The organism is Ruegeria sp. HKCCA5491 (assembly GCF_013034565.1).
In the GTDB taxonomy this organism is placed as follows: Bacteria; Pseudomonadota; Alphaproteobacteria; order Rhodobacterales; family Rhodobacteraceae; genus Ruegeria.
Map to the genome: position 1 here is coordinate 1 of NZ_WQGG01000017.1, position 20,257 is coordinate 20,257.

The window sequence follows — 20,257 nt, forward strand, 5'->3', positions numbered from 1 at the left end:
TTGCCCCGACTGTCAAGAATTTCACGGGCGTGGATGTCGATGATTGTGCTCATTATGTGGCCCTCAGACTTTGGTTGCCATCACGCGGGCGGTGTCCAGCATTCGATTGGAGAAACCCCATTCATTGTCGTACCAGCTCAGAATCCGAACCATTCCACCCTCGGTCAGACGGGTCTGCTGGGTGGCAAAGATCGACGAATGGGGGTCGTGATTGAAGTCTGCGGAAACCAACGGCTCATCTGTCACCGCCAGTACCCCACGCATTTCGCCGTCTGCTGCGGCGCGAATTGCGTCGTTGATCTGATCCACGGTTACGTCTTGTTTCGGCATAAAGCAAAAATCGACAGCCGAAACATTCGGTGTCGGCACCCGGATGGCAGAACCGTCCAATTTCCCTTTGAGCTGGGGAAGAACCTCACCGACAGCACGGGCCGCTCCTGTCGAGGTCGGGATCATCGACATCGCGGCCGCTCGGGCGCGGTAGAGGTCTTTGTGCATCGTATCCAGGGTAGGTTGATCACCTGTGTAAGAATGCACTGTGGTCATGTAACCGGTTTCAATCCCAAAGGCGTCGTCCAGCACCTTGGCAACCGGAGACAGGCAGTTGGTTGTACAACTTGCATTCGACACAACGATCTCGTTGCCTGTCAGACTTTTGTGGTTCACGCCATAAGCGATCGTCTTGTCAGCACCCGAAGCCGGGGCGGAAATCAAAACTTTCTTTGACCCATTGCTCACGTGCTGAATGGCGCTTTCGCGTTTTGTAAACAGACCGGTGCATTCAAGTGCGACGTCGACATCCTGCCAAGCCAGCTTTGCGGGGTCGCGCTCTGCACTGACGCGTATTTCGCGCCCACCAACAAGCAAAGTGTTTCCATCAACCTGAATATCTGTATCCAGTCGCCCATGAACGCTGTCGTATTTCAACAAATGCGCGTTCGTCTCAATCGGACCAAGATCATTGATGGCCACCACGGCGACATCGTTCCGCCCTGCCTCAACCAAAGATCTTAGGACACTGCGACCGATGCGACCAAACCCGTTGATTGCTACTTTTACCGTCATTTTACTTCTCCAAAAATTTAGAATGCCGCTTCGGATTGCGCATCAAGGGATTCTGACATCGACACGACGCGCAGGATGTTCGTGGTGCCTGCAGTGTTGAAAGGAATGCCCGCCGTAACCGCGATGCGGTCATCCTGACCGGCCAGCCCCATATCCCGCGCGGCGCAGACTGCCGCTTTTACCGCGCCCTTGAAACGGATGGCGGGATCGACCGGAGCACAGGATAGACCCCAAACCAGGCCCAGCCTTCTGGCGACGGACGGATCGGGGGTCAGCGCCAGAATAGGCACGCGCGGGCGTTCCCGTGCGGCCAACGTGGCCGTCGAGCCGGACATGGTGTAACAACAGATCGTCTTCAGCGCGGTCGTCTCAGCGATTTCCCGAGCCGCAGATGTAATCGCCTCGGACACCGTGCTCTTGCAGGGGGTGCGTGCTGCTTCGATCGCTTCAAGGTAACCGGGATCCTGTTCCGTTTCCTCGGCTATAGCGTTCATCATCTGAACTGCATCGACCGGAAATTGTCCCGCTGCGGATTCTGCCGACAACATGACCGCATCGGCACCGTCATAAATGGCCGAAGCGACATCGGACACTTCAGCGCGGGTGGGCACAGGGCTGCCGGTCATGCTTTCCAGCATCTGAGTTGCGACAATCACAGGCTTCCCGGCCGCGCGGCACCCCCGCACCAGCTGCTTTTGGATTGCCGGAACCTTTTGGATGGGCAGTTCCACACCCAGGTCGCCACGCGCCACCATGATCGCATCCGACGCATCCAGAATTGCAGGAAAACAGTTTACCGCCGCCGGTTTTTCAATCTTGCTCAAAATACGCGCCCGGCCTTTTGCCAGTTTGCGCGCGTCTTCGATGTCTTCGGGCCTTTGCACAAATGACAAGGCAAGCCATTCGACACCAAGCTCGCACACAAACTCAAGATCTGCCCGGTCCTTGTCGGACAACGCAGCCAAAGGAAGCACGACATCAGGGACATTCACGCCTTTGCGGTCGGAAATACGCCCGCCTACCATAACGCGACACTCGGCATGTTGGTCTGAGCAATCAATCACAGACATGCGAATGAGACCGTCATTGACCAGTAGCGTTGCACCCGGGGTCAGAGCCCGGAAGATTTCCGGATGCGGCAACTGAACACGATTTTGATTTCCCGCGGTGCCCTCCAGATCAAACCGAAAGCTCTGCCCATCGACCAACAGCGCACCACCGCCTTCGAACAGGCCGCAGCGCAGCTTGGGGCCCTGAAGGTCTGCCAGAATACAAATGGGCGCGTTCATATCCGCCTCAACCTTGCGGATCGTGGCATGCAACCGGGCGATATCATCGTGCCGTCCGTGGCTCATGTTGAGGCGGAACACATCCGCCCCTTCGGTTTTTAGGGCACGGATGGTTTCATAGCTGCTTGAGGCTGGACCAAGCGTCGCCACAACTTTGATGTTTCTGTTTCGGATCATTCGGACCTTGCCCCTGAACCATTTTCATTTGTTATCGCTAACAATCATCATTCAAGCCAAAAGTCAACATTTTCGCGCATTCAGGCGTTCTTTTTTGGCAATTATGTTCGATAATTTCGAATTATCTTGAAAACCACACAAAAACCGCACATCTATTTTTGAGCGCAAAGGATCAAAACATGCTCGGCAAGAACAGAAAATCTGAGATTCTGCACATCGCTCAAATCGAAGGAACGATCCGGGTCGAAGATCTTGCCCGACGCTTTGGGGTCGCCGAGCAGACCATCCGCCGAGACCTTGCGCAGCTATCTGATACCGGCCAACTGGAACGCGTTCACGGGGGCGCTGTCGTGTCTTCGGGGGCGGGAAATCTCGACTATGTGCAGCGCCGCAGCCGAAATACTGAAGGCAAGGCAAGAATTGGCCGAGAATGCGCCGGCAGCATTCCAAACGGCGCAACCGTTTTCATAAACATCGGAACCACCACCGAAGCTGTTGCCCATGAGTTGCTGGCCCACAAAGACCTGTTGGTTGTCACCAACAGCCTGAACACCGCCAATATCCTTGCGGTGAACCCGGATATCGAAATTGTTGTCGCAGGTGGTTCGTTGCGGCGCACAGACGGTGGTCTACTTGGCAACCTGACAACACAGGTTGTGGATTTGTTCAAATTCGACCATTCAATCATAAGCTGCGCCGGAATTGACGCAGACTTGGATCTGCTGGATTTCGATTTTCAGGAAGTGCGCGCGACGAAGTCCATCATACGACAGTCAAAGTCGACTTTTGTGGTTGCCGATAGCTCAAAAATGCTGCGGTCAGCCCCTGGGCGGATTGGGAATCTTGCCGATACCGATATCCTTTTCACCGATGCACCGTTGCCGGACGGTATGATGCAGAAGGCGCGCGAACTCGGCACATCCATCAACGTCGCGCAACCCTGAGGCGCGGTCGCAAGGCCAAGGTGGCGCCCTGCGACCGCTTGCGGTCGTAGTTAGCTGGCCAATCGTTCAAAAAGCCGCGCGACAGCTTCGGCACCAGGATCGACATGTCCCCGCAGTTGTTCTGCGTTGATATATGATGCGCGACCAGCTCGGGCCCGCAACATCGTTGCCGTTTTGTCAGCCCCAGCTCGCGCGGCAACTGCTGCATCGGGCAATCCGCCTTCCAGCTTGTCCAGAGCCGGTTTCAATGCATCAATCATTGTCCGGTCACCGGGTTGAGCACCGCCAATATCCTGCATCCGCTTCAAACCAACGTGCAACGCCTTCTGCATCGTTTCACCACTTGATACCGCATCCCCCGCCGCCGCAAAGAAAATGGCGAGCAAAACGCCTGAAGACCCGCCCATAGTCTGACTCAGCTCTTGGCCGATTGCGCGGTACAGTTGCGTGTGATCCGCCAAAGGCAGCTTGTCCATCGCTGCGATCAGGGCACGTGCCGCGCCTGCAAGCGTCGAGCCTGTGTCACCATCGCCGGACTTGGCATCCAGCGCGTTCAGGTCAGCCTCGGCCGCTATCAATATCTCGCAGCATCTTATCAGGAACGAACGCGTCTCGGCATGATCTGAGGCCAGAGGCTTAATTGGCTTCAGGCCATCGGGCAGTTCAAGCACGGGAACGTCGACCAATGCGTTTACACCGGGCCATGCGCTCAGGTGCGTTTTGGCCTGCAATGCCATCAGATCCTCGGTCGGCGCAGGATAGACCGAGATCGAAAATCCGCGCATTTCAAGAGAAGTCATCAACGCCGCAGGTCCAACGATATGGCTAATCTGCTGCCCGATCGACGAATGCTTGAGCTCATGCGCCAGAATAGACATTTCCAGAACGGAAGCCCCGCCAAGGTTATTCAACAAAGCAACATAGCGCTGGTCAGGGTCCATCTTTGCACCCAGCTTTTCAACCATCATGGCAATGGCGGATTTAGCATCCGAGTATTCAACCTGATCAATCCCGGCCTCACCATGGATACCGAGGCCCAGTTCAGCCTTACCGCTTGGAATGCGATCTTCTTTCGGTGCGCCGGGCACCGTACAGGTGTCAAGCGACATACCGATGGACGATGTGCCAGCAATAACGCGCTCGGCTGCGGTTGCCACCGCATCGAGGTCAGCGCCATTCTCGGCCAATGCACCGGCGATTTTATGCACGAACAGCGTCCCCGCAACACCGCGTGCCTGGGGCAGATCAGGCAGCGCGACGTCATCATCCACGATGACCATATTCACATTGAGTCCAAAGGCGCGCGCACGTTCAGCCGCAAGGCCAAAGTTCAGGCGATCGCCGGTGTAGTTCTTGACGATAAGCAAGCAACCTGCCGGTCCGGTCACAGCCAAAATCCCGGCCAGAACCGCGTCGACAGAAGGTGAGGCAAATACGTCACCACACACCGCGGCGGTCAACATACCTTCGCCAACGAACCCGGCGTGCGCGGGCTCGTGACCCGACCCCCCGCCAGACACCAGCGCAACCTTCGACTTGTCCCAGTCCGTGCGCACCACCACCCTGATATGTGGATAACCGTCCAGCCGGGCAAGGCGACCACCCGATGTTGCGATCACGCCGTCAACGGCTTCTGCAACGATGTCTTCTTTTCTATTGATAAAATGGGTCATTTCAGCCTCTTTTACTGAATCCGGACGCCTTCGGCGTCGAAGAAAAACGGGTTGTTCGGAGCGATCTTGACGATATCGCCGCTTTTGAGCGAGGTGTGTGCGTCGGTTACAGTAATCAGATCATGATCCCTGAAAGACAGATGTAATCTGGTCTGATCGCCCAGATGTTCGACCCGCGTAACAAGACTGTCCTGCCCGTCCCCCTGTCCGATCTGTTCTGGGCGCAGGCCGATGGACTTGGCACCGCTTGGGGCGTGACCAAAGATATCGGCAGGCAGAATGTTGATCCGGGGCTGGCCAAGGCGGCTGGCCGCATAGATGCTGACTGGGGCTTCGTAGATTTCCCGCGGCGTGCCAAACTGGATCAGCTTTCCATTATCCAGAACACCCACATGGGTCGCCATGGTCATCGCCTCGACCTGATCGTGTGTCACATACAGTAGCGTCGCGCCACTATCCGCCTGAATGCTCTTCAGCTCAACCCGCAGATCAGCGCGCAGCTTGGCATCCAATGAGCTGAGGGGTTCGTCCATCAGATAGACTTCGGGATTTCGCACCAAGGCACGACCAATCGAAACACGCTGCATTTCCCCGCCAGACAAGGCGGTCGCCTTGTTTTCAAGTTTGTGCGCGATCTGCAATGTCTCAGCGACGCGCTGCACTTTGATCCTAATCTCGTCCTCGGGCGTCTTCAGCAAAGGGGACCGCAGCGGGAAGGCCAGATTTTCATAGACTGTCAGATGCGGGTACAGCGAGTATTGCTGAAACACCATGGCGACGTTGCGCTGAGCCGGGGTCAATCCGGTCAGGGTTTGGCCATTCATCAGGACGTCACCCTCATCCGGCTTGTCCAGCCCGGACACCATGCGCAGCGTCGTTGTCTTGCCGGCCCCGGTTGGCCCAAGAAGGACGACAAAAGCCCCATCCGGGATCGTCATGGATATGTTGTCCAAAGCGACCATGTCGCCAAAGCTTTTTGTCACATTGCGAAGCTCAACCTCAGCCATGGTTCAGAACTCCTTCGTTTCCTGCGGACAACAATGCCCTGCCCTTTTCCGTTTCGAACACCGTGATTGTACGCTCATCAAAGTGCAGGCCCGTTTTTTCGCCCACATGAACGCGATCGCTGGATGGGATGCGCGCCTTGATCTCGCCATTCGGGGTGTTCAGTGTCACGATCTGAGTGGTGCCAAGGTATTCCGTCGCCGTCACTTCGCCGCGATAGCTGGAACTGTCATCCAGATGCACATGTTCAGGTCGCACACCAAGCGCCAGATCGCCACGCGCGCCGCCATGCTGTTCGGGGATGCGAATTTGACTGTCGCCCAGATCGACCGAGTGAGTGCCGCTGCCAACAATGCCATGAAAATTCAGGAAGTTCATGGAAGGTGAACCGATGAAACTGGCCACGAACATCGTAGCGGGCCAGTCATAGATATCTTGCGGCACTCCAAATTGTTCGACAACGCCGTGGTTCATGACGACGATCTTGTCGCCCATCTGCATCGCCTCTAGCTGGTCGTGGGTCACGTAAACCGTGGTTGCCCCCATCCGGTCATGCAAGGCACGCAATTCTTCGGACATATGCTCGCGAAATTCTGCATCCAGCGCACCCAGCGGCTCGTCCATGAAGAACGCTTTGGGGTCCCGCACAATGGCGCGCCCCAAGGCGACGCGCTGACGGTCGCCTCCTGACAACCCGCCAACAGGTTTCTTCAGAATATCGGTGATCCCCAGAATCTGGGCGACCTCGTCCACCTTCTTTTTGACCTGCGCCTTGGGCATCCCTTGGCTCAGCAGGGGATAGCTGATGTTCTTGCCGACATTCATATGCGGGTAGAGCGCGAACATCTGGAACACAAAGGCGATATCGCGCTGGCTGGCAGGCTTCATACCCACCTCTTCACCGTCGATGTAAATCTCGCCGCTGGTGGGCAGCTCAAGCCCGGCCATCATACGCAACGTCGTGGTCTTGCCGCAGCCCGAGGGGCCAAGCAGCATGAAGAACTCGCCATCTTCGATGGTGAAACTCGACGACTGCACGGCGGTAAACGTCCCGAATTCCTTGCGCACGTTTTCGATTCTGATCTGTGCCATGTTCTTACTCCGGGAAGTGGCTGACGATGATGAACATCACCGTGCCAATCAGCGTGACAATGAAGGAATAGGTGAACAGGGCCAGCACAAAGGGCTGCATCAGCATGATCACACCCAACGCGATAAGGATGGAGGCCACCATTTCCCAAGGGCCACGGCGCAGCCGCAGCAGGCCATTGATAAAGCTTGTCATTTGCGTACCGCTCCGAATGTGATGCCGCGCAGCAGATGCTTGCGCAGAAGAATGGTGAAGACCATGACCGGAACTAAGAAGATCGTCGCCCCGGCGGCCACGGCGGGCCAGTCCTTGCCGCCAACACCGATGATGGTCGGGATGAAGGGCGGTGCGGTTTGTGCGGTGCCCGAGGTCAGCAGAACAGCAAAGGCGTATTCGTTCCACGCAAAGATCAGGCAGAAAATCGCGGTTGAGGCGATGCCCGTCGCGGCCTGCGGCAGCACCACTTTGTAGAAGGCCTGAAAGCGGGTGTATCCGTCGATCAATGCGGCCTCTTCATATTCCACCGGGATCTCGTCGATGAACCCTTTCAGCAACCAGACCGACAGGGAGAGGTTCACGGCCGTATACAGCAGGATCATACCCAGATGCGTGTCGTTCAACCCTAGTTGCCGGAACATCAGAAAAATTGGGATCGCCACCGCAATCGGCGGCATCATCCGGGTCGACAGGATGAAGAACAGCAAATCATCCTTGAGTGGCACCCGGAACCGGCTGAACGCATAGGCCGCAGCGGTGCCCAGCACCATACACAGAAAGGTCGAGCCGAACCCAATGATGACCGAGTTCATGAAACGCTCGCCATAGCGCGACGCGCCAGTGATAACCTGCCCCTGTTCGCGAACCATTTCATCATACCATGTCTCTGGCGGGGGCAGCGCAGCCAGGTCTTCTTCATTCAGGCGCGTGCGCTGCGTGAACAGGTTGACGTAGCCTTCCAGCGTCGGCTCGAATAGGATTTTGGGCGGATAAGAGATCGAGTCGGCAGGCGACTTAAACCCGGTGGCGATGATCCACATCAGCGGCAGGATCGTGATGACCGCATACAGTACCACAGCGGTACCAGCGACCCACTTCGTCCGGTTGGACGGCTCTGTAACAGAAAAGCTCATCTTTCTTTTACCTTGTTCAGGGCTTTGACGTAGATCGAAGCCAGCCCAAAGACGGTGACGAACAGGATGACCGCATAGGCCGAGGAATAGCCGGTGCGCCATTTCTCGAACGCTTCGCGTTTCAGGTCGATCGAGGTCAGCGTGGTCGTATTGCCCGGACCACCGCCGGTCAGCTGCACCACAAGGTCGAACATCTTGAAGTTCTCGATGCCGCGGAACAACACGGCCAGCATCAGGAAGGGCAGCGCCATCGGAATGGTGATCGTCCAGAACTGCCGCCACTTGCTGGCGCGGTCACATTCGGCGGCTTCATAGATCGAATCCGGGATTGAACGCAGACCCGCCAGACAGATCAGCATCACAAATGGCGTCCACATCCAGGTATCGGCGATTACAATGGCCCAAGGCGCCAAATGAACATCGCCGATCATAGAAAAACTGGATGGATCACCACCGGTAAAAAACGTCACTACATAATTGAACAGGCCGATTTGCGGCTGATAGAGGAAAGTCCAGAAATTACCTACAACGGCCGGGCTTAACATCATGGGGAACACGATGATCGTGGTCCACATATCATTGCCCTTGAATTTCATGTTCAGCAAATAGGCCAGTGCAAAGCCGATCAGAACCTGCAGAACGATGGTCCAGATCAGGAAATGCGCCGTGGCCTGCATCGTCATCCATGTGTCACTATCGGTCAGGATACGTTCGTAGTTGCGCAGACCGACGAAATCGATTTCACGGTTGGGCCTGTTCACCTTGTAGTTGGTAAAGCTCAGCCGGATGGTCCAGATCAGCGGAAAGATGTTGACGGCCAACAGCAGGAAAATGGACGGCGCGACGAAAATCCAGGCGATGGTTCGATCTGACAGCCCGCGCACTTTCCGAGCCATCGGCTCGGGTGTCGCTTTGGCGATTTTATCCATCGGTGTGTGTATCATTGTTTGATCCTTCATCGGCGACAGCGACGCTGTCTTCGAAGGTGGCGGAGTGCTCCGGATTAGCATTTTGCCAATCCGGAGAGGGAGCGCCGGGCAAAACGGGATTGTCCGACAAGATTTACGCTTAGATTTTGCCTTCGTCTTCGAAAGTCTCGGTCCAATCGTCGACCAGACCATTCAAGGCTTCCTCGGCCGTGCCATTGCCCGCAATCACATAGTCATGCACACGTTGCTGCATGGCCAGAAGCAGTTCGGCATAAGCTGGCTCCGCCCAGAAATCCTTAACGATCGCCATCGAATCGAGGAAGGTCTGCGCATAGGGCTGGCTGGTTGCAAAACCAGGGTCTTCGACGACCGCCTTCAGCGCGGAATAGCCACCCAGTTCCCACCAGCGAGACTGAATTTCAGGCTGTGCGAACCACTTGATGTATTCCAGTGCAGCATCCTGTTTGTCGGAATAAGAGACAACAGAAATCCCCTGCCCGCCCAATTGGGCAAACTGCCCGCTCGGACCTGCGGGGTTCGGGAAGTAACCAGACTTGCCGCCGCCCACATTCGCGTCAGCCTCAACACCCGGCCAGATGAAGGCAAAGTTCATCTGCAATGCGACCTGACCGGACTTATAAGCGTCGATGTTTTCACCCATGTACCAGTTCGAAGATCCCGGCGGTGTGGCGGTATCATAGAGGTCCTTGTAGAACTCCAGACCAGCGACCGCATCTTCAGAATTGACGAAGCCATCCAGTTCATACGGGCTGTCGGGGTTACCATATTCGAACCCATAGTTGTACAGCGCGTTGGTCACACCCATCGTGATGCCTTCGGACCCGCGCTCGGTATAGATCGCGGCGCCGTAGACCGTCGTTCCGTCAATATCGCGGCCTTGGAAGAACTGAGCGATGTCTTTCAACTCGTCCAAAGAGTTCGGGACAGCCAGATCCCGGCCGTACTTTTCCTTGAACTCAGCCTGCAGTTCGGGGCGTTCGAACCAATCCTTGCGATAGGTCCAGCCGACAACATCTCCGAACGCTGGCAGCGCCCAATAGTTGGGGGTATTCTTCGGCCATTCCGCGTAACCTGTCACGGTTGCCGGGATGAAGTCATCCATTGTGATGCCTTCGGCATCGAAGAAATCGTTCAGTTTGACATAGTGCCCATTTTCGGCGCCGCCCCCGATCCACTGACTGTCACCAATCATCAGATCACATAGTTTACCGCCCGAGTTCAGTTCGTTCAGCATCCGGTCTGCAAAGTTAGGCCATGGCACGAATTCGAAATTCATGGTGTGGCCGGACTTTTCCTCGAAGTCCTTGCTCAGTTCGATCAGCGCATTGGCCGGATCCCAGGATGCCCAGCACAGGGTCAGGTCCTCGGCGCTGGCGGCGCCGGAAACGGCCATCACCGCGGCAGTTGCAACAGAAAGTTTAAGCTGCGTCTTCATCAGAAAGCTCCTCCCATTTGTTTGGCGCCGACTCCTCTGACGGCGACTCATTGATGGAATAGTCGTAAATGAGGCACGTACCTCAGATCAAGCTTTTTCTGAGGTACGTGCCTCATTTTGCTTGCATGTGCCTTGAAACTGGGCAAATATTTTTGAACACCAAAGGATAGAAACCGACTCGATGCGACCAACAACCAAAGACCTCGCCAAAGCTGCCGGTGTCAGTCTGGCCACTGTGGATCGCGTCCTGAACAATCGCCCGGGCGTGCGCAAGAAAACCGTGAAGGCGGTGAATGAAGCAATCGATAAGATCGGCTTTGTGCGCAACCTGTCCGCTGCCAATCTGGCCAAAAGCAAGAGGTACAGGTTTCGGTTCATGCTTCCGCGCCGCGGGGATTTGTTTATTTCAGAACTGCGCGAACGCATTTCCGAAACCGACCGAGGCCTTGCGGCCGAAGGGATCGAGATTTCGCATCAGGAAATTTCGCAGGCCGATCCGCATCTGATCGCACGCACATTGCTGAAGCTGTCGCCTGATAAGGTCGACGGGATTGCGTTGATGGCGCCTGAATCACCTCAGGTGCGGGATGCCGCCATCCGGCTTCAAGAAAAAGGCGTTCAGGTTGTGCACCTCATATCCGGTCAGCTTGAAATGTCCGATATGGATTTCGTTGGCATCGACAACCGCGCCGCGGGCGCAACCGCGGCCCGCCTAATTGGCCGTTTCATTTGCGGGCGGCAGGGAAAAGTCATGGTCGTTTCAGAAACCATGAACGCACGTGACAGTCTGGAACGGCGTCACGGGTTCGATCAGGTTCTCAAGCAGGACTATCCAAATCTAATTGCGCTGCCCTCACTTGAGACGCATGGTGATCAGTCACGGGCGCAAGAAATCGTCCTGAACACGTTGCGAAACAATCAAGACGTTATCGCTGCGTATATCATGAGTTCCGAAGCGCGCTCACCCCTGAATGCCCTGCATTGCAAAACTGATCACGGTGAGCTGGTCGTAATTGCACATGAGCTGACGGAACGTACACGCAGCGCGCTATTGAACAAAGAAGTGGATGCAATCATCGCGCAAAATCCCGGTCATCTGGTACGCAGCTCGGTCCGGTTGCTGCGCGCAAGGTGCGACAACCGTGAGATCATGCAGTCGCAAGAGCAAATACGCATTGAAATTCTCATCCAAGAAAATTTGATACCCGACGGATTTGCAGCAAGCTATAGCGCCCAATAGACGGCCAGCAGGATCGGATGTTTGATTCTGCCGAATTATATTCGAACGATTATCCGCATAATCTTGTTCAAAAGCTCTCGCTCTCCAAAACTGCGGTTTTGCGCGAGGTTTTGGTTTAGTTCAGCACACTGCTTGGATGTGCCACGCTTTCGACTCTAGACCAATAGCAGGACAATCACTGAACCCCATAGGGCGAGAAGGACGTTACCAACTGCATAACCCAACCCATAGCCAAGGGTTGGTACTTGGCTCTGCGCGGCCTCTTGTACAGCTGCCAAAGCGGGTGCGGATGTCCCTGCCCCACAACATGTTCCGGCCAGGACCCCTTCGTTGATTTTGAATATCTTACGACCCACAAAAATCGCTGATCCATGCGCCAGAAAAACGATTGCCAGCGCACCAAAAATCAGGGACGGGCCGCTTGCCAGTACACCAGCCACAAAACTTGTCCCCGAGGTAATGCCCACACATGCCACAAAGACGCACAGGCCAACTGAATCGAATATCCAAAGCGTGGCTTCGGGAACAAATCCAAATGTGCGGCGAACCGAGCGCAACCAACCTGCGACCAGCCCCCCCAACAATACCCCTACCGAAGTGCCCAGACCAAGCTCGACCGCGCCATAATGCAGGGCTGGAATCCCAATCAAACCACCCAACAGGATAAAAAACGCAACAAACACCATGTCCGTTTTGCTTGTTTCTCGGTCCAGATAACCCAACTTGCTTGCTGCGTCCTGAATATGGCTGCGCGTACCGGAAACTGTCAGGACATCTCCCATGTGCAATGGGACACCCCGAAAAACCGGTAGCCGTTCACCGCTGCGCATGATCCCACGAAGAAAGATAGTTCGGGCTTCGGGGCGGACGGAAAGTTCACCTAGGGTTTTGTTGACCAACTCTTTGTTAGTTACAACAATGTCGCTGGTTTCAACGGGAAGATCCAAAAGTTCAGGGTCTTCGACCTCTTCCCCCAGAAGGCTACCATGGTCAATAAGATAGGACCGCATCCCGGCGATCGCTGCGATATCTCCGTTTTGCAGGACCATGTCCCGTGACGTCGGCAGGATTTTGTTGCCTCGGCGAACGCGATCAAAGAAAGCCCGCACGTGGATCGGAACCCGAGCTTCCAATTCGGCCACGGTATGTCCTGCAAAGTCAGGATTTATGCGATAGGCCCGCGCTTCAAAGTCACGATGCTCGGAATGCCACGGGGCATCGTCATCTTGCAGTTCAGATTCATATTCAGCACATGCGTCCCGCAAAGATCGCCCATAAAACCGCGGTGCAATTTGCGTGTGGAACACAATCGTGGCGATGACACCAACAAAATATGCAACCGCAAAACCTGTCGCGATTTCGGCTTCAAATATCTGCTGGCTTGCTGCGTCAGCACCTGTTTTCGCAAATGCATCAATGGCCACACCCAAAGTTGCACTTTCAGTCGCCCCACCTGCCAAAAGCCCCGCCGCGACACCAACCGAAAGACCCATAAGTGGCGCTAGAAGGACCGCAACCAGCAACGCAATTGCGCATAATAAAACGGTAATCCCGATCTGAGGCAGGGCACCCAGGTTCAAGGAACGAAAGAACTGAGGCCCGGTGCGATAGCCAATCGAAAACAGAAACAACAGGAAAAATGTCTGCTTCAAGTCATCGGACACGACCACTCCGGTCTGCCCGACCAAGACACCAGCAAGCAGGCATCCCGCCACTGAGCCAACAGTAAAAGAGCCGAAGGAAACTTTTCCAATCGCGTAACCAAGGGTCAGGCTGCAAAACAGCGCCAATTCAGGGTGAGTTCTGAATATCGAAATGATTGCTTCCATGAAAACGGCTGTCCCTCGGCCCTATCCTGTAATGCGAGTTCAACCGTGAATCGGCAGACCTTTTGAAGCGCGATACGATTGCACGTATCCCGTCGCAACGGCACGCACCGCACGCCCGATTTTCCGATATGCATCATCATCAAGATTTGCGAAGGACACACGTGCAGACCAGTTAGGCGCGTCGAATCCCGATCCATTCAAAAGGACAATCCCATGGTCCTGCGCAAGTTTGAACGAAATGTCGAGCGGGTGGACGTTCTCTTTTATCCAATCCACGACTTCTTCTCCTACATATTTCCGAAGCCAGAACTCAAAATCAATTATTCCATAGTATCTGTCGTACAAGGGGTTATCCGGTACTTCGATCCCCATACCTTCGACCAATTCAGTGAAGCGATGTTCAAGAATGCTCATGCAAAGGGCTTGATATGCCTTGTCTTCGTCCATCATCTCGACCAGAGAAAACAACGTCATCATCACTTGCTGAGGAAGTGAAAGGCCAGCCGTGTGATTCAGGGCAACATCCCGGCTGTCCGCAACAATTCTGTCTATGAATTTGAGTGTGGAGGGATCGGGTGTCAGGGTTCTGTAGCGCGCTTCGACAACCGCTTTAGTCTCGGCCGGGGCCTCGGCGATCATTTTGTCAAATATGTTGTCTTCGGCCACGAGGATTGTACCCAACCTCCAGCCCGTGCAGCCGAAATACTTGGAGTATGAGTAAACCCCGATTGTGTTTTCAGGCAGATGCGCCATCACGGATTCAAAGTTTGGCACAAAAGTCCCGTACACGTCATCCGTCAGAATGAACAGATCTGGCCGACGGGTTTTTACAAAACTGACCAATCGCTTCAATACGTCAGGGCTTATTGCGACTGACGAAGGATTTCCGGGATTCACCAGAAATAGGGCTTTGACCTTAGGATCTGCCAGCGACTCCAGATCTTCATCCGTCAATTGAAAGTGATCTTCTTCCTCGGATGAGACATGCACGACATTCAGTGAATAGTCTTCAAGTTCTGGCATTTCGAGGTAGGGCGTAAAAATAGGTGTCCCCAACGCGATCGTATCGCCCGCGTTCAAAAGCCGTTGATTTTTCAACGCTTTGAAGATGTAGCACATTGCGGCTGTTCCTCCTTCGACCGCATAGATGTCAAACTTGGCATCAGGGCGATGGCCCGCGCACATTGCCCACATCAAATATTCATGAACAATCTGTTCATTGTGAACGAGACAGCGGTCCGGCATAGGATAATGATCGCCAATGATGCTGTCGGTCAGTTCCAGCACAAAGTCATCCGCATTAAAATCGAACTTCTGAATTGCAAAATCCACGACACTTGCCAAGGTAGCCGCGGCAGGACTAGTACTTTCCGCATTGGCACAATAAGCCATCAAACGATGATAAGACCCCGGCCCTTGTGGCATTCCGGCCAACCCGACTTGTGGTTCATTCCGGTCACGCTGCGCCTCGGTAATCGCGAATTGCCCCAAAAAGAAAAAGACTTCTCTCGCTTTGGTTGCAATCCAGTTTGGGTTTCCCCGACCAGCGTTCAGATACGGTAGGGTCGAGGCGCGTGACTCTTTCTGAGCCAGCTTGATGAGCTCGTCTTTGATCTCAAAAGGGCTAAGATCTTCGAACTTGTGTAAATCAAGAGTTTCGGACATCGGTTCTTATCCATGTTTATCAATATCAGAAATTACAATTTGATAGTAGAAACGGGTCACGGCATCTGTAAACAAAAACTCAAGATTATTAGCCAATTATGTTCCAAGCGATCAGCCCCGCTTGTTTGTTCTGTTGGCGCATGGCTGGTACTCGGCCCATCAGGACAACGGTTTCCGGCCTGTGGGTTTTCTTTGGAGCTGCAGGATAAATGTGTCCCGCGAACAGGCCATCTTTGCGGGAATTGCTGTCATCGCGCCGTGTTCTTTCCATCCAACCACGCGCGAATGATTGCGCGGTGGCGATCGCGCCCGAAGCTTGGGAAGTGACCCCCATGCACAGTTTGTACAGGTAGATCATAGAGACGTACCATCGAGCGGTAATAATCGTCCGCATTGCTATGATAAGTGTCTTCGATCAACTCGCCATCATAGACAATATCGCCCGAAAACAAGATGCCTGTCGCGGCCTCCCACAAGGCAATTCCGCCCGGCGAATGACCTGGTGTATGGATCACCTCGAAATGCCTGTCCCCAAGATCGACGATATCGCCATCGTCCAGCAGGCGCGTCGCCTGCGCGCCGCTGACCGCATATGTATCGGATCGGTAGGGCAAGGGCGGTAGGCAGTCGAAAATCTCGTCCGTCACATAGGGGTCGGCCAACGTCGCCACGCGGGTTGGGTTCGCCAGAATATCGGCCTCGGCCCTGTGAACCGCGCGGTCCTCAAACTCGTGATGACAGCCGATATGGTCGAAATGGGTGTGGCTTGCGACCGCCGTCAACGCACGTTCGGTCACCAGAGGCACCCATGTTCGCAGCGACACAACACCCATACCGCTGTCGACCAGCATATCGCGGTCACGCCCACGCACATGCCACATGTTGCAGCGATAGAACGGCGTGATGAAAGGCTCATCGATCAGGGTGACGTCTTCGCCTTTGCGGGTGGTGCGGTACCAATCCTGCGGTTGCGCGCGTTGCATCAGGGGGTCTCCGGTTCGAACAGACGAAAATTCTCGACATCTGCGGATAACGATAGCACATCCCCCTGCGCCCACGCGCGGTCGGGCGCCAGATAGGCCGTAAGGTTCAGGTCCGGGGCACAGGCCGGTGACAGATGCGCCCGGCAATAGGTTCCGAAAAACGCCGCTGTAGTCACGGTGGCCTGCCCCATCGGGAACGAGCCCTGATCGTCCGCGCGGATATCCTCGGGGCGGAGGCAGATTGCGGCCGCCGCAGACGCTGGAGCATTCTGTGCGGGAAGAAGCCCAAAGGGTGTTTCTACACCAGCCCCAGATTTCACACCTTCTATATGGTTGTTTTCACCCATGAAATCCGCCGTGAACAGTGTTGCGGGGTGACGATAAACCCGGTCGGGCGTGCCATGATCTTCGATCCGGCCCTTACTCATGACCACGATCCGGTCGGCAATGGCCATGGCCTCTTCCTGATCATGAGTGACATGCACAAAGGTTGTTCCGATCTGTTGCTGAATGGATTTCAGTTCATCCTGCATGGATCGCCGCAGCTTGAGGTCCAGCGCGCCCAGCGGTTCGTCCAGCAGTAGAACGTCCGGGTTTACGGCCAATGCCCGCGCAAGCGCAACGCGCTGACGCTGACCGCCGGACAGGGCATGGGGACGTTTGAGCGCCGCATCCTTCAGACCGACCAGATCCAACATCTGTTCGGCGCGGGCGTGGCGGGCTTTCCGGCCCATACCGCTCATACGCAGGCCAAAGCCCACATTGTCCCGCAGGGACATGTGCGGAAACAGGGCATAGTCCTGGAACACCGTGGTCGTGGGGCGTTTAACTGGCGCGACACGGGTCAAATCCTGACCGCCAATCAGCACGCGGCCTTCGGTGGGTTCCAGAAACCCGCCAAGGATAGACAAAAGGGTGGTCTTGCCGCAGCCGGATGGCCCCAGCAGGGTTACGTATTCACCGGCCTCGATCTGTAGGTCGATCCCGGACAGCGCCTGAAACTGACCGAACCAGTGATTGAGACCTGAAAACGTGACAGACGCGGTCATTGGCGGCCTTTCCGAAAGATGGTGAGTTCCAGCAGCAGCACAACCGCCACCGAGATCAGGAAGACGAAGCTGCCGATTGCATTCAGTTGCGGCGACAGGCCAGACCTGAGCAGCGACCAGATCTCAACCGGCAGGGTGACGTCAAAGCGGGTCAGCAGGAAGGAGATGATAAACTCGTCCCAACTGAGCGTGACCGACAGGAAAAAGGCCGCCGCAATCGACGGCAGCAACATCGGAACCGTCACCAGCATGATCACCTTGGGCTCGGACGCGCCCAGATCACGGGCCGCTCGTTCGGCATTTTGCTGTTGCGCCCCCATCGAGGCGTAGATGATGGCAAAAGCCAGCGGCAGGTTGATAACCACGTGCCCGATGGCGGCGGTCCATAGCGAAACGCCAAAGCCCGACCGCGTCAGAACGATCAGCAGACCCAGCCCGACGATCAGGTAGCTGACAGTCAGGGGGGCAATCAGCAGCCCTCGGATCAGGGTCGATCCCGGCAGAACGTGCCGCGCCAAACCGTATGCGGCCAGAAATCCAAGCGTTACGGCAACCGCAGACGACCCGAAGGCAACAAGGATCGAGTTGCGCAGCGCTGCCATCAAATCCTCGTCCCCAAGAATGGTCTGGTACCATTGCAGGGACGGTCCGTTAAACGGCGGCACCGGCAGCGTTCCTTCCTGAAACGAGAACAGGACCAGCACACCCACCGGCAGGTAGATAAAGACAAAAGCGGCAATCAGGTAAGCCCACGGCAGAAAACGCATCATAGCCGGTCAAGCCTTAACCAGCGGGCAGATAGCAGGTAGGCCAGCGCGACGATGCTCATCAAGACGATGGCCAGCGCCGAGGCCAGCGGGAAATCCGCACGTCGTCCCAATTGCACCATGATGACCTGTGGCACGGTTAGTTCGGTATTGCCGCCCAGAATCTGCGGCGTGACGTAATCGCCGATACACAGGACAAAGGTCAGGAATGCTCCGGTGACAATACCGGGCAGCGTGAGCGGCAAGATCACGTGCCGGAAGGTTTGAAAGGCGTTGGCGCCAAGGTCCATTGCCGCCCGGCGATAGTTCGGGGATAGCTGGATCAGGTTGGCATAAATCGTCAGGGTCAGAAGCATCACAAAGAAATGCACAAAGCCCGTCACCGTCGCAAAGCGCGTATTGGCCAGCGTGATCGGCTCGGCGATGGCGCCGATCCACATCAGGGTCTCGTTCACTACGCCTTCGCGCGCCAGAACCAGCAGCCACGCATAGGACCGCACCACATAGGAGGTCCAGAATGGCAGGATTGCCAGCAGCAGGGCCAGGCGCTGCCAGCGCGGCGACACACGAAAGGCAATGATCCAGGCCAGCGGATAAGCCAGCACGACCGAGATCACAGTCACCGCCAGCGTGATTTCAAGCGAAACCAGAACCGCGCGCCACAGATACTTCTTTTCAAGCAGCTCGGCATAGTTGGCCAGCGACAGGTCCCAGACAAGCGTGCGCCCTTCAAGCGAAGCAAGGCTCATCGCGCCCATCACGACGAAAGGCACGATGAAAAAAGCGATGGTCCACAGCAGGGCCGGAGTCACAAAGCCCCAGCCCCGGATCTGGTCCTTGGACATGCTCACTGCTGCAGAGTTTCCAGCCACAGATCCTGCATCTCGATATCCAGATCCGCATCCGGTGCAGGATATAGCTGTGTCAGCGCCAAATAGTCAGGCTGCTGATCCCAGCGCAGGATGTCTTTCTGCGCATCGGTCAGAACGTCTCCGGCCTTGGCATTTGCGGGCATTCCCCAAAAGCACGAAGACGTCGCCAAACGAGCCTGCCCTTCCGGGCTGGTGATATATTTGATGAACTCAACCGCCAGATCTGGGTTACTGGCCCCTTCAACCACGCCGATGGATTGTGCCCAGCGAACCGCGCCTTCCTTGGGGATGGTCCATGTCAGTTCCGGCTGTTCCGAGGCCAGCACGGCCGTCAGCCACTCACCCCCACCGACAACGATATCCACCTCGCCTGTCGCCAGCGCCGTTTGCGCCGCAACCACCCCCGCGACCGAGGCCGCTCGGCTTCGCATGGTTGACAGCACACCATCGATCTTTGCCAAATCTCCCGGGCCAATCGCATCCGTTGCAATGCCTTCGGCAATAGCAGCCAGCCCCATCACGGGCAGGTAGTAGTCATAGATCGAAATCCGCCCGTCATACTTCTCGGACCAGACACTGGTCAGGCTTTCCATATCCGCGGGATCGACCTTGGCCGAGTTGTATGAGATCGTGTTGTAGCCAAATTTCTCGGTCACGGCATAGGTCACGCCGTCGACTGAGTTGTTTTCGGCCATGACCACTTCGGGGAAGTAATCCGCAGTCGAGATCGCGCCCTCGGGCAGCGGGGCCAGAACACCGGCTTCGACTGCGCGGAACACGTCGATCCCGTCCACCACAAGCACATCCCAGTCGCCGGGTCTGGATTGCTCCAGCAATGCCAGCGCCGCGCCGGTTCCTTCGTATTCGCGAAGGTTGACCTTGACGTTATGTTCCGCCTCAAACGGCGCGATCAGTTCGGGATCAGTATGGTCGCACCACACCAACGCATTCAATTCGCCCTCGGCCCAGGCAGTGCCAGCCATCAAGGCCAGCGTCGACGCGCCAAGGATTTTACGTCCGGTTTGCATTCGTTCATCTCCTGTTGATTACGGATTGCCCGGTTTTTGTGTGGGTCTGTCCGAAAAAACTTGAAC

Annotated in this window: 18 protein-coding genes; 2 read left to right on the forward strand and 16 right to left on the reverse strand. The window is 55.8% G+C overall.

Annotation, left to right across the window (positions count from 1 at the left end; translation table 11 throughout):
* Positions 1–63: 63 nt before the first annotated feature.
* Positions 64–1,065: a type I glyceraldehyde-3-phosphate dehydrogenase gene (gap, locus tag GOV88_RS19245; RefSeq protein WP_171241416.1), complete on the reverse strand. Its 1,002-nt coding sequence runs from the start codon at positions 1,063–1,065 to the stop codon at positions 64–66.
* A gap of 17 nt (positions 1,066–1,082) precedes the next feature.
* Complete coding sequence (pyk, locus tag GOV88_RS19250; protein WP_171241417.1) at positions 1,083–2,531, reverse strand: pyruvate kinase; 1,449 nt, start codon at positions 2,529–2,531, stop codon at positions 1,083–1,085.
* 179 nt (positions 2,532–2,710) lie between these two features.
* Here pyk and GOV88_RS19255 point away from each other — a divergent pair, with 179 nt between their 5' ends.
* Positions 2,711–3,475, forward strand: coding sequence for a DeoR/GlpR family DNA-binding transcription regulator (locus GOV88_RS19255; RefSeq protein ID WP_171241418.1), 765 nt, complete (start codon positions 2,711–2,713; stop codon positions 3,473–3,475).
* Between the two features lie 50 nt (positions 3,476–3,525).
* Here the strand turns inward: GOV88_RS19255 and GOV88_RS19260 are convergent, their stop codons facing one another.
* The 7 genes from GOV88_RS19260 to GOV88_RS19290 all read right to left on the reverse strand — a co-directional run bounded on the left by GOV88_RS19260 (position 3,526) and on the right by GOV88_RS19290 (position 10,758).
* Positions 3,526–5,148 (reverse strand): dihydroxyacetone kinase subunit DhaK, encoded by a 1,623-nt coding sequence (locus GOV88_RS19260; protein WP_171241419.1) that lies wholly within the window; start codon positions 5,146–5,148, stop codon positions 3,526–3,528.
* An 11-nt stretch (positions 5,149–5,159) separates the two neighbouring features.
* The gene (locus GOV88_RS19265) at positions 5,160–6,155 is read right to left on the reverse strand and encodes an ABC transporter ATP-binding protein (protein ID WP_171124706.1); all 996 of its coding nucleotides are present in this window, start codon (positions 6,153–6,155) and stop codon (positions 5,160–5,162) included.
* A complete protein-coding gene (locus GOV88_RS19270) occupies positions 6,148–7,245 on the reverse strand; it encodes an ABC transporter ATP-binding protein (RefSeq protein WP_171124708.1) in 1,098 nt (365 codons plus the stop codon). The genes GOV88_RS19265 and GOV88_RS19270 overlap by 8 nt, the downstream gene beginning before the upstream one ends.
* Positions 7,246–7,249: 4 nt before the next feature.
* Positions 7,250–7,438 carry a hypothetical protein gene (locus tag GOV88_RS19275; protein WP_170488331.1) on the reverse strand — a complete coding sequence of 63 codons (189 nt, stop codon included), beginning with the start codon at positions 7,436–7,438 and terminating at the stop codon, positions 7,250–7,252.
* Positions 7,435–8,373 (reverse strand): carbohydrate ABC transporter permease, encoded by a 939-nt coding sequence (locus GOV88_RS19280; protein ID WP_171124710.1) that lies wholly within the window; start codon positions 8,371–8,373, stop codon positions 7,435–7,437. Before GOV88_RS19280 ends, GOV88_RS19275 begins: the two co-directional genes overlap by 4 nt.
* On the reverse strand, positions 8,370–9,317 hold the full coding sequence (locus tag GOV88_RS19285; protein WP_171124711.1) for a carbohydrate ABC transporter permease: 948 nt from the start codon (positions 9,315–9,317) through the stop codon (positions 8,370–8,372). Before GOV88_RS19285 ends, GOV88_RS19280 begins: the two co-directional genes overlap by 4 nt.
* Positions 9,318–9,441: 124 nt before the next feature.
* Positions 9,442–10,758 (reverse strand): ABC transporter substrate-binding protein, encoded by a 1,317-nt coding sequence (locus tag GOV88_RS19290; protein ID WP_171241420.1) that lies wholly within the window; start codon positions 10,756–10,758, stop codon positions 9,442–9,444.
* 181 nt (positions 10,759–10,939) lie between these two features.
* Here GOV88_RS19290 and GOV88_RS19295 point away from each other — a divergent pair, with 181 nt between their 5' ends.
* Complete coding sequence (locus GOV88_RS19295; RefSeq protein WP_171124715.1) at positions 10,940–11,998, forward strand: LacI family DNA-binding transcriptional regulator; 1,059 nt, start codon at positions 10,940–10,942, stop codon at positions 11,996–11,998.
* Positions 11,999–12,153: 155 nt separating this feature from the next.
* Here GOV88_RS19295 and GOV88_RS19300 read toward each other — a convergent pair whose 3' ends face one another.
* The 7 genes from GOV88_RS19300 to GOV88_RS19330 form a co-directional block, all read right to left on the reverse strand.
* Positions 12,154–13,827, reverse strand: coding sequence for an aspartate:alanine exchanger family transporter (locus GOV88_RS19300; protein WP_171124717.1), 1,674 nt, complete (start codon positions 13,825–13,827; stop codon positions 12,154–12,156).
* Positions 13,828–13,866: 39 nt separating this feature from the next.
* Complete coding sequence (locus GOV88_RS19305) at positions 13,867–15,492, reverse strand: bifunctional aspartate transaminase/aspartate 4-decarboxylase (protein WP_171241421.1); 1,626 nt, start codon at positions 15,490–15,492, stop codon at positions 13,867–13,869.
* Between the two features lie 248 nt (positions 15,493–15,740).
* Positions 15,741–16,475: an MBL fold metallo-hydrolase gene (locus GOV88_RS19310; protein WP_171124720.1), complete on the reverse strand. Its 735-nt coding sequence runs from the start codon at positions 16,473–16,475 to the stop codon at positions 15,741–15,743.
* A complete protein-coding gene (locus tag GOV88_RS20800; RefSeq protein ID WP_171124722.1) occupies positions 16,475–17,524 on the reverse strand; it encodes an ABC transporter ATP-binding protein in 1,050 nt (349 codons plus the stop codon). The genes GOV88_RS19310 and GOV88_RS20800 overlap by 1 nt, the downstream gene beginning before the upstream one ends.
* On the reverse strand, positions 17,521–18,294 hold the full coding sequence (locus GOV88_RS19320) for an ABC transporter permease (RefSeq protein WP_171126950.1): 774 nt from the start codon (positions 18,292–18,294) through the stop codon (positions 17,521–17,523). Before GOV88_RS19320 ends, GOV88_RS20800 begins: the two co-directional genes overlap by 4 nt.
* Positions 18,291–19,136, reverse strand: coding sequence for an ABC transporter permease (locus tag GOV88_RS19325; protein ID WP_171124726.1), 846 nt, complete (start codon positions 19,134–19,136; stop codon positions 18,291–18,293). Before GOV88_RS19325 ends, GOV88_RS19320 begins: the two co-directional genes overlap by 4 nt.
* 2 nt (positions 19,137–19,138) lie before the next feature.
* Complete coding sequence (locus tag GOV88_RS19330) at positions 19,139–20,191, reverse strand: extracellular solute-binding protein (RefSeq protein ID WP_171126952.1); 1,053 nt, start codon at positions 20,189–20,191, stop codon at positions 19,139–19,141.
* Positions 20,192–20,257: the final 66 nt, after the last annotated feature.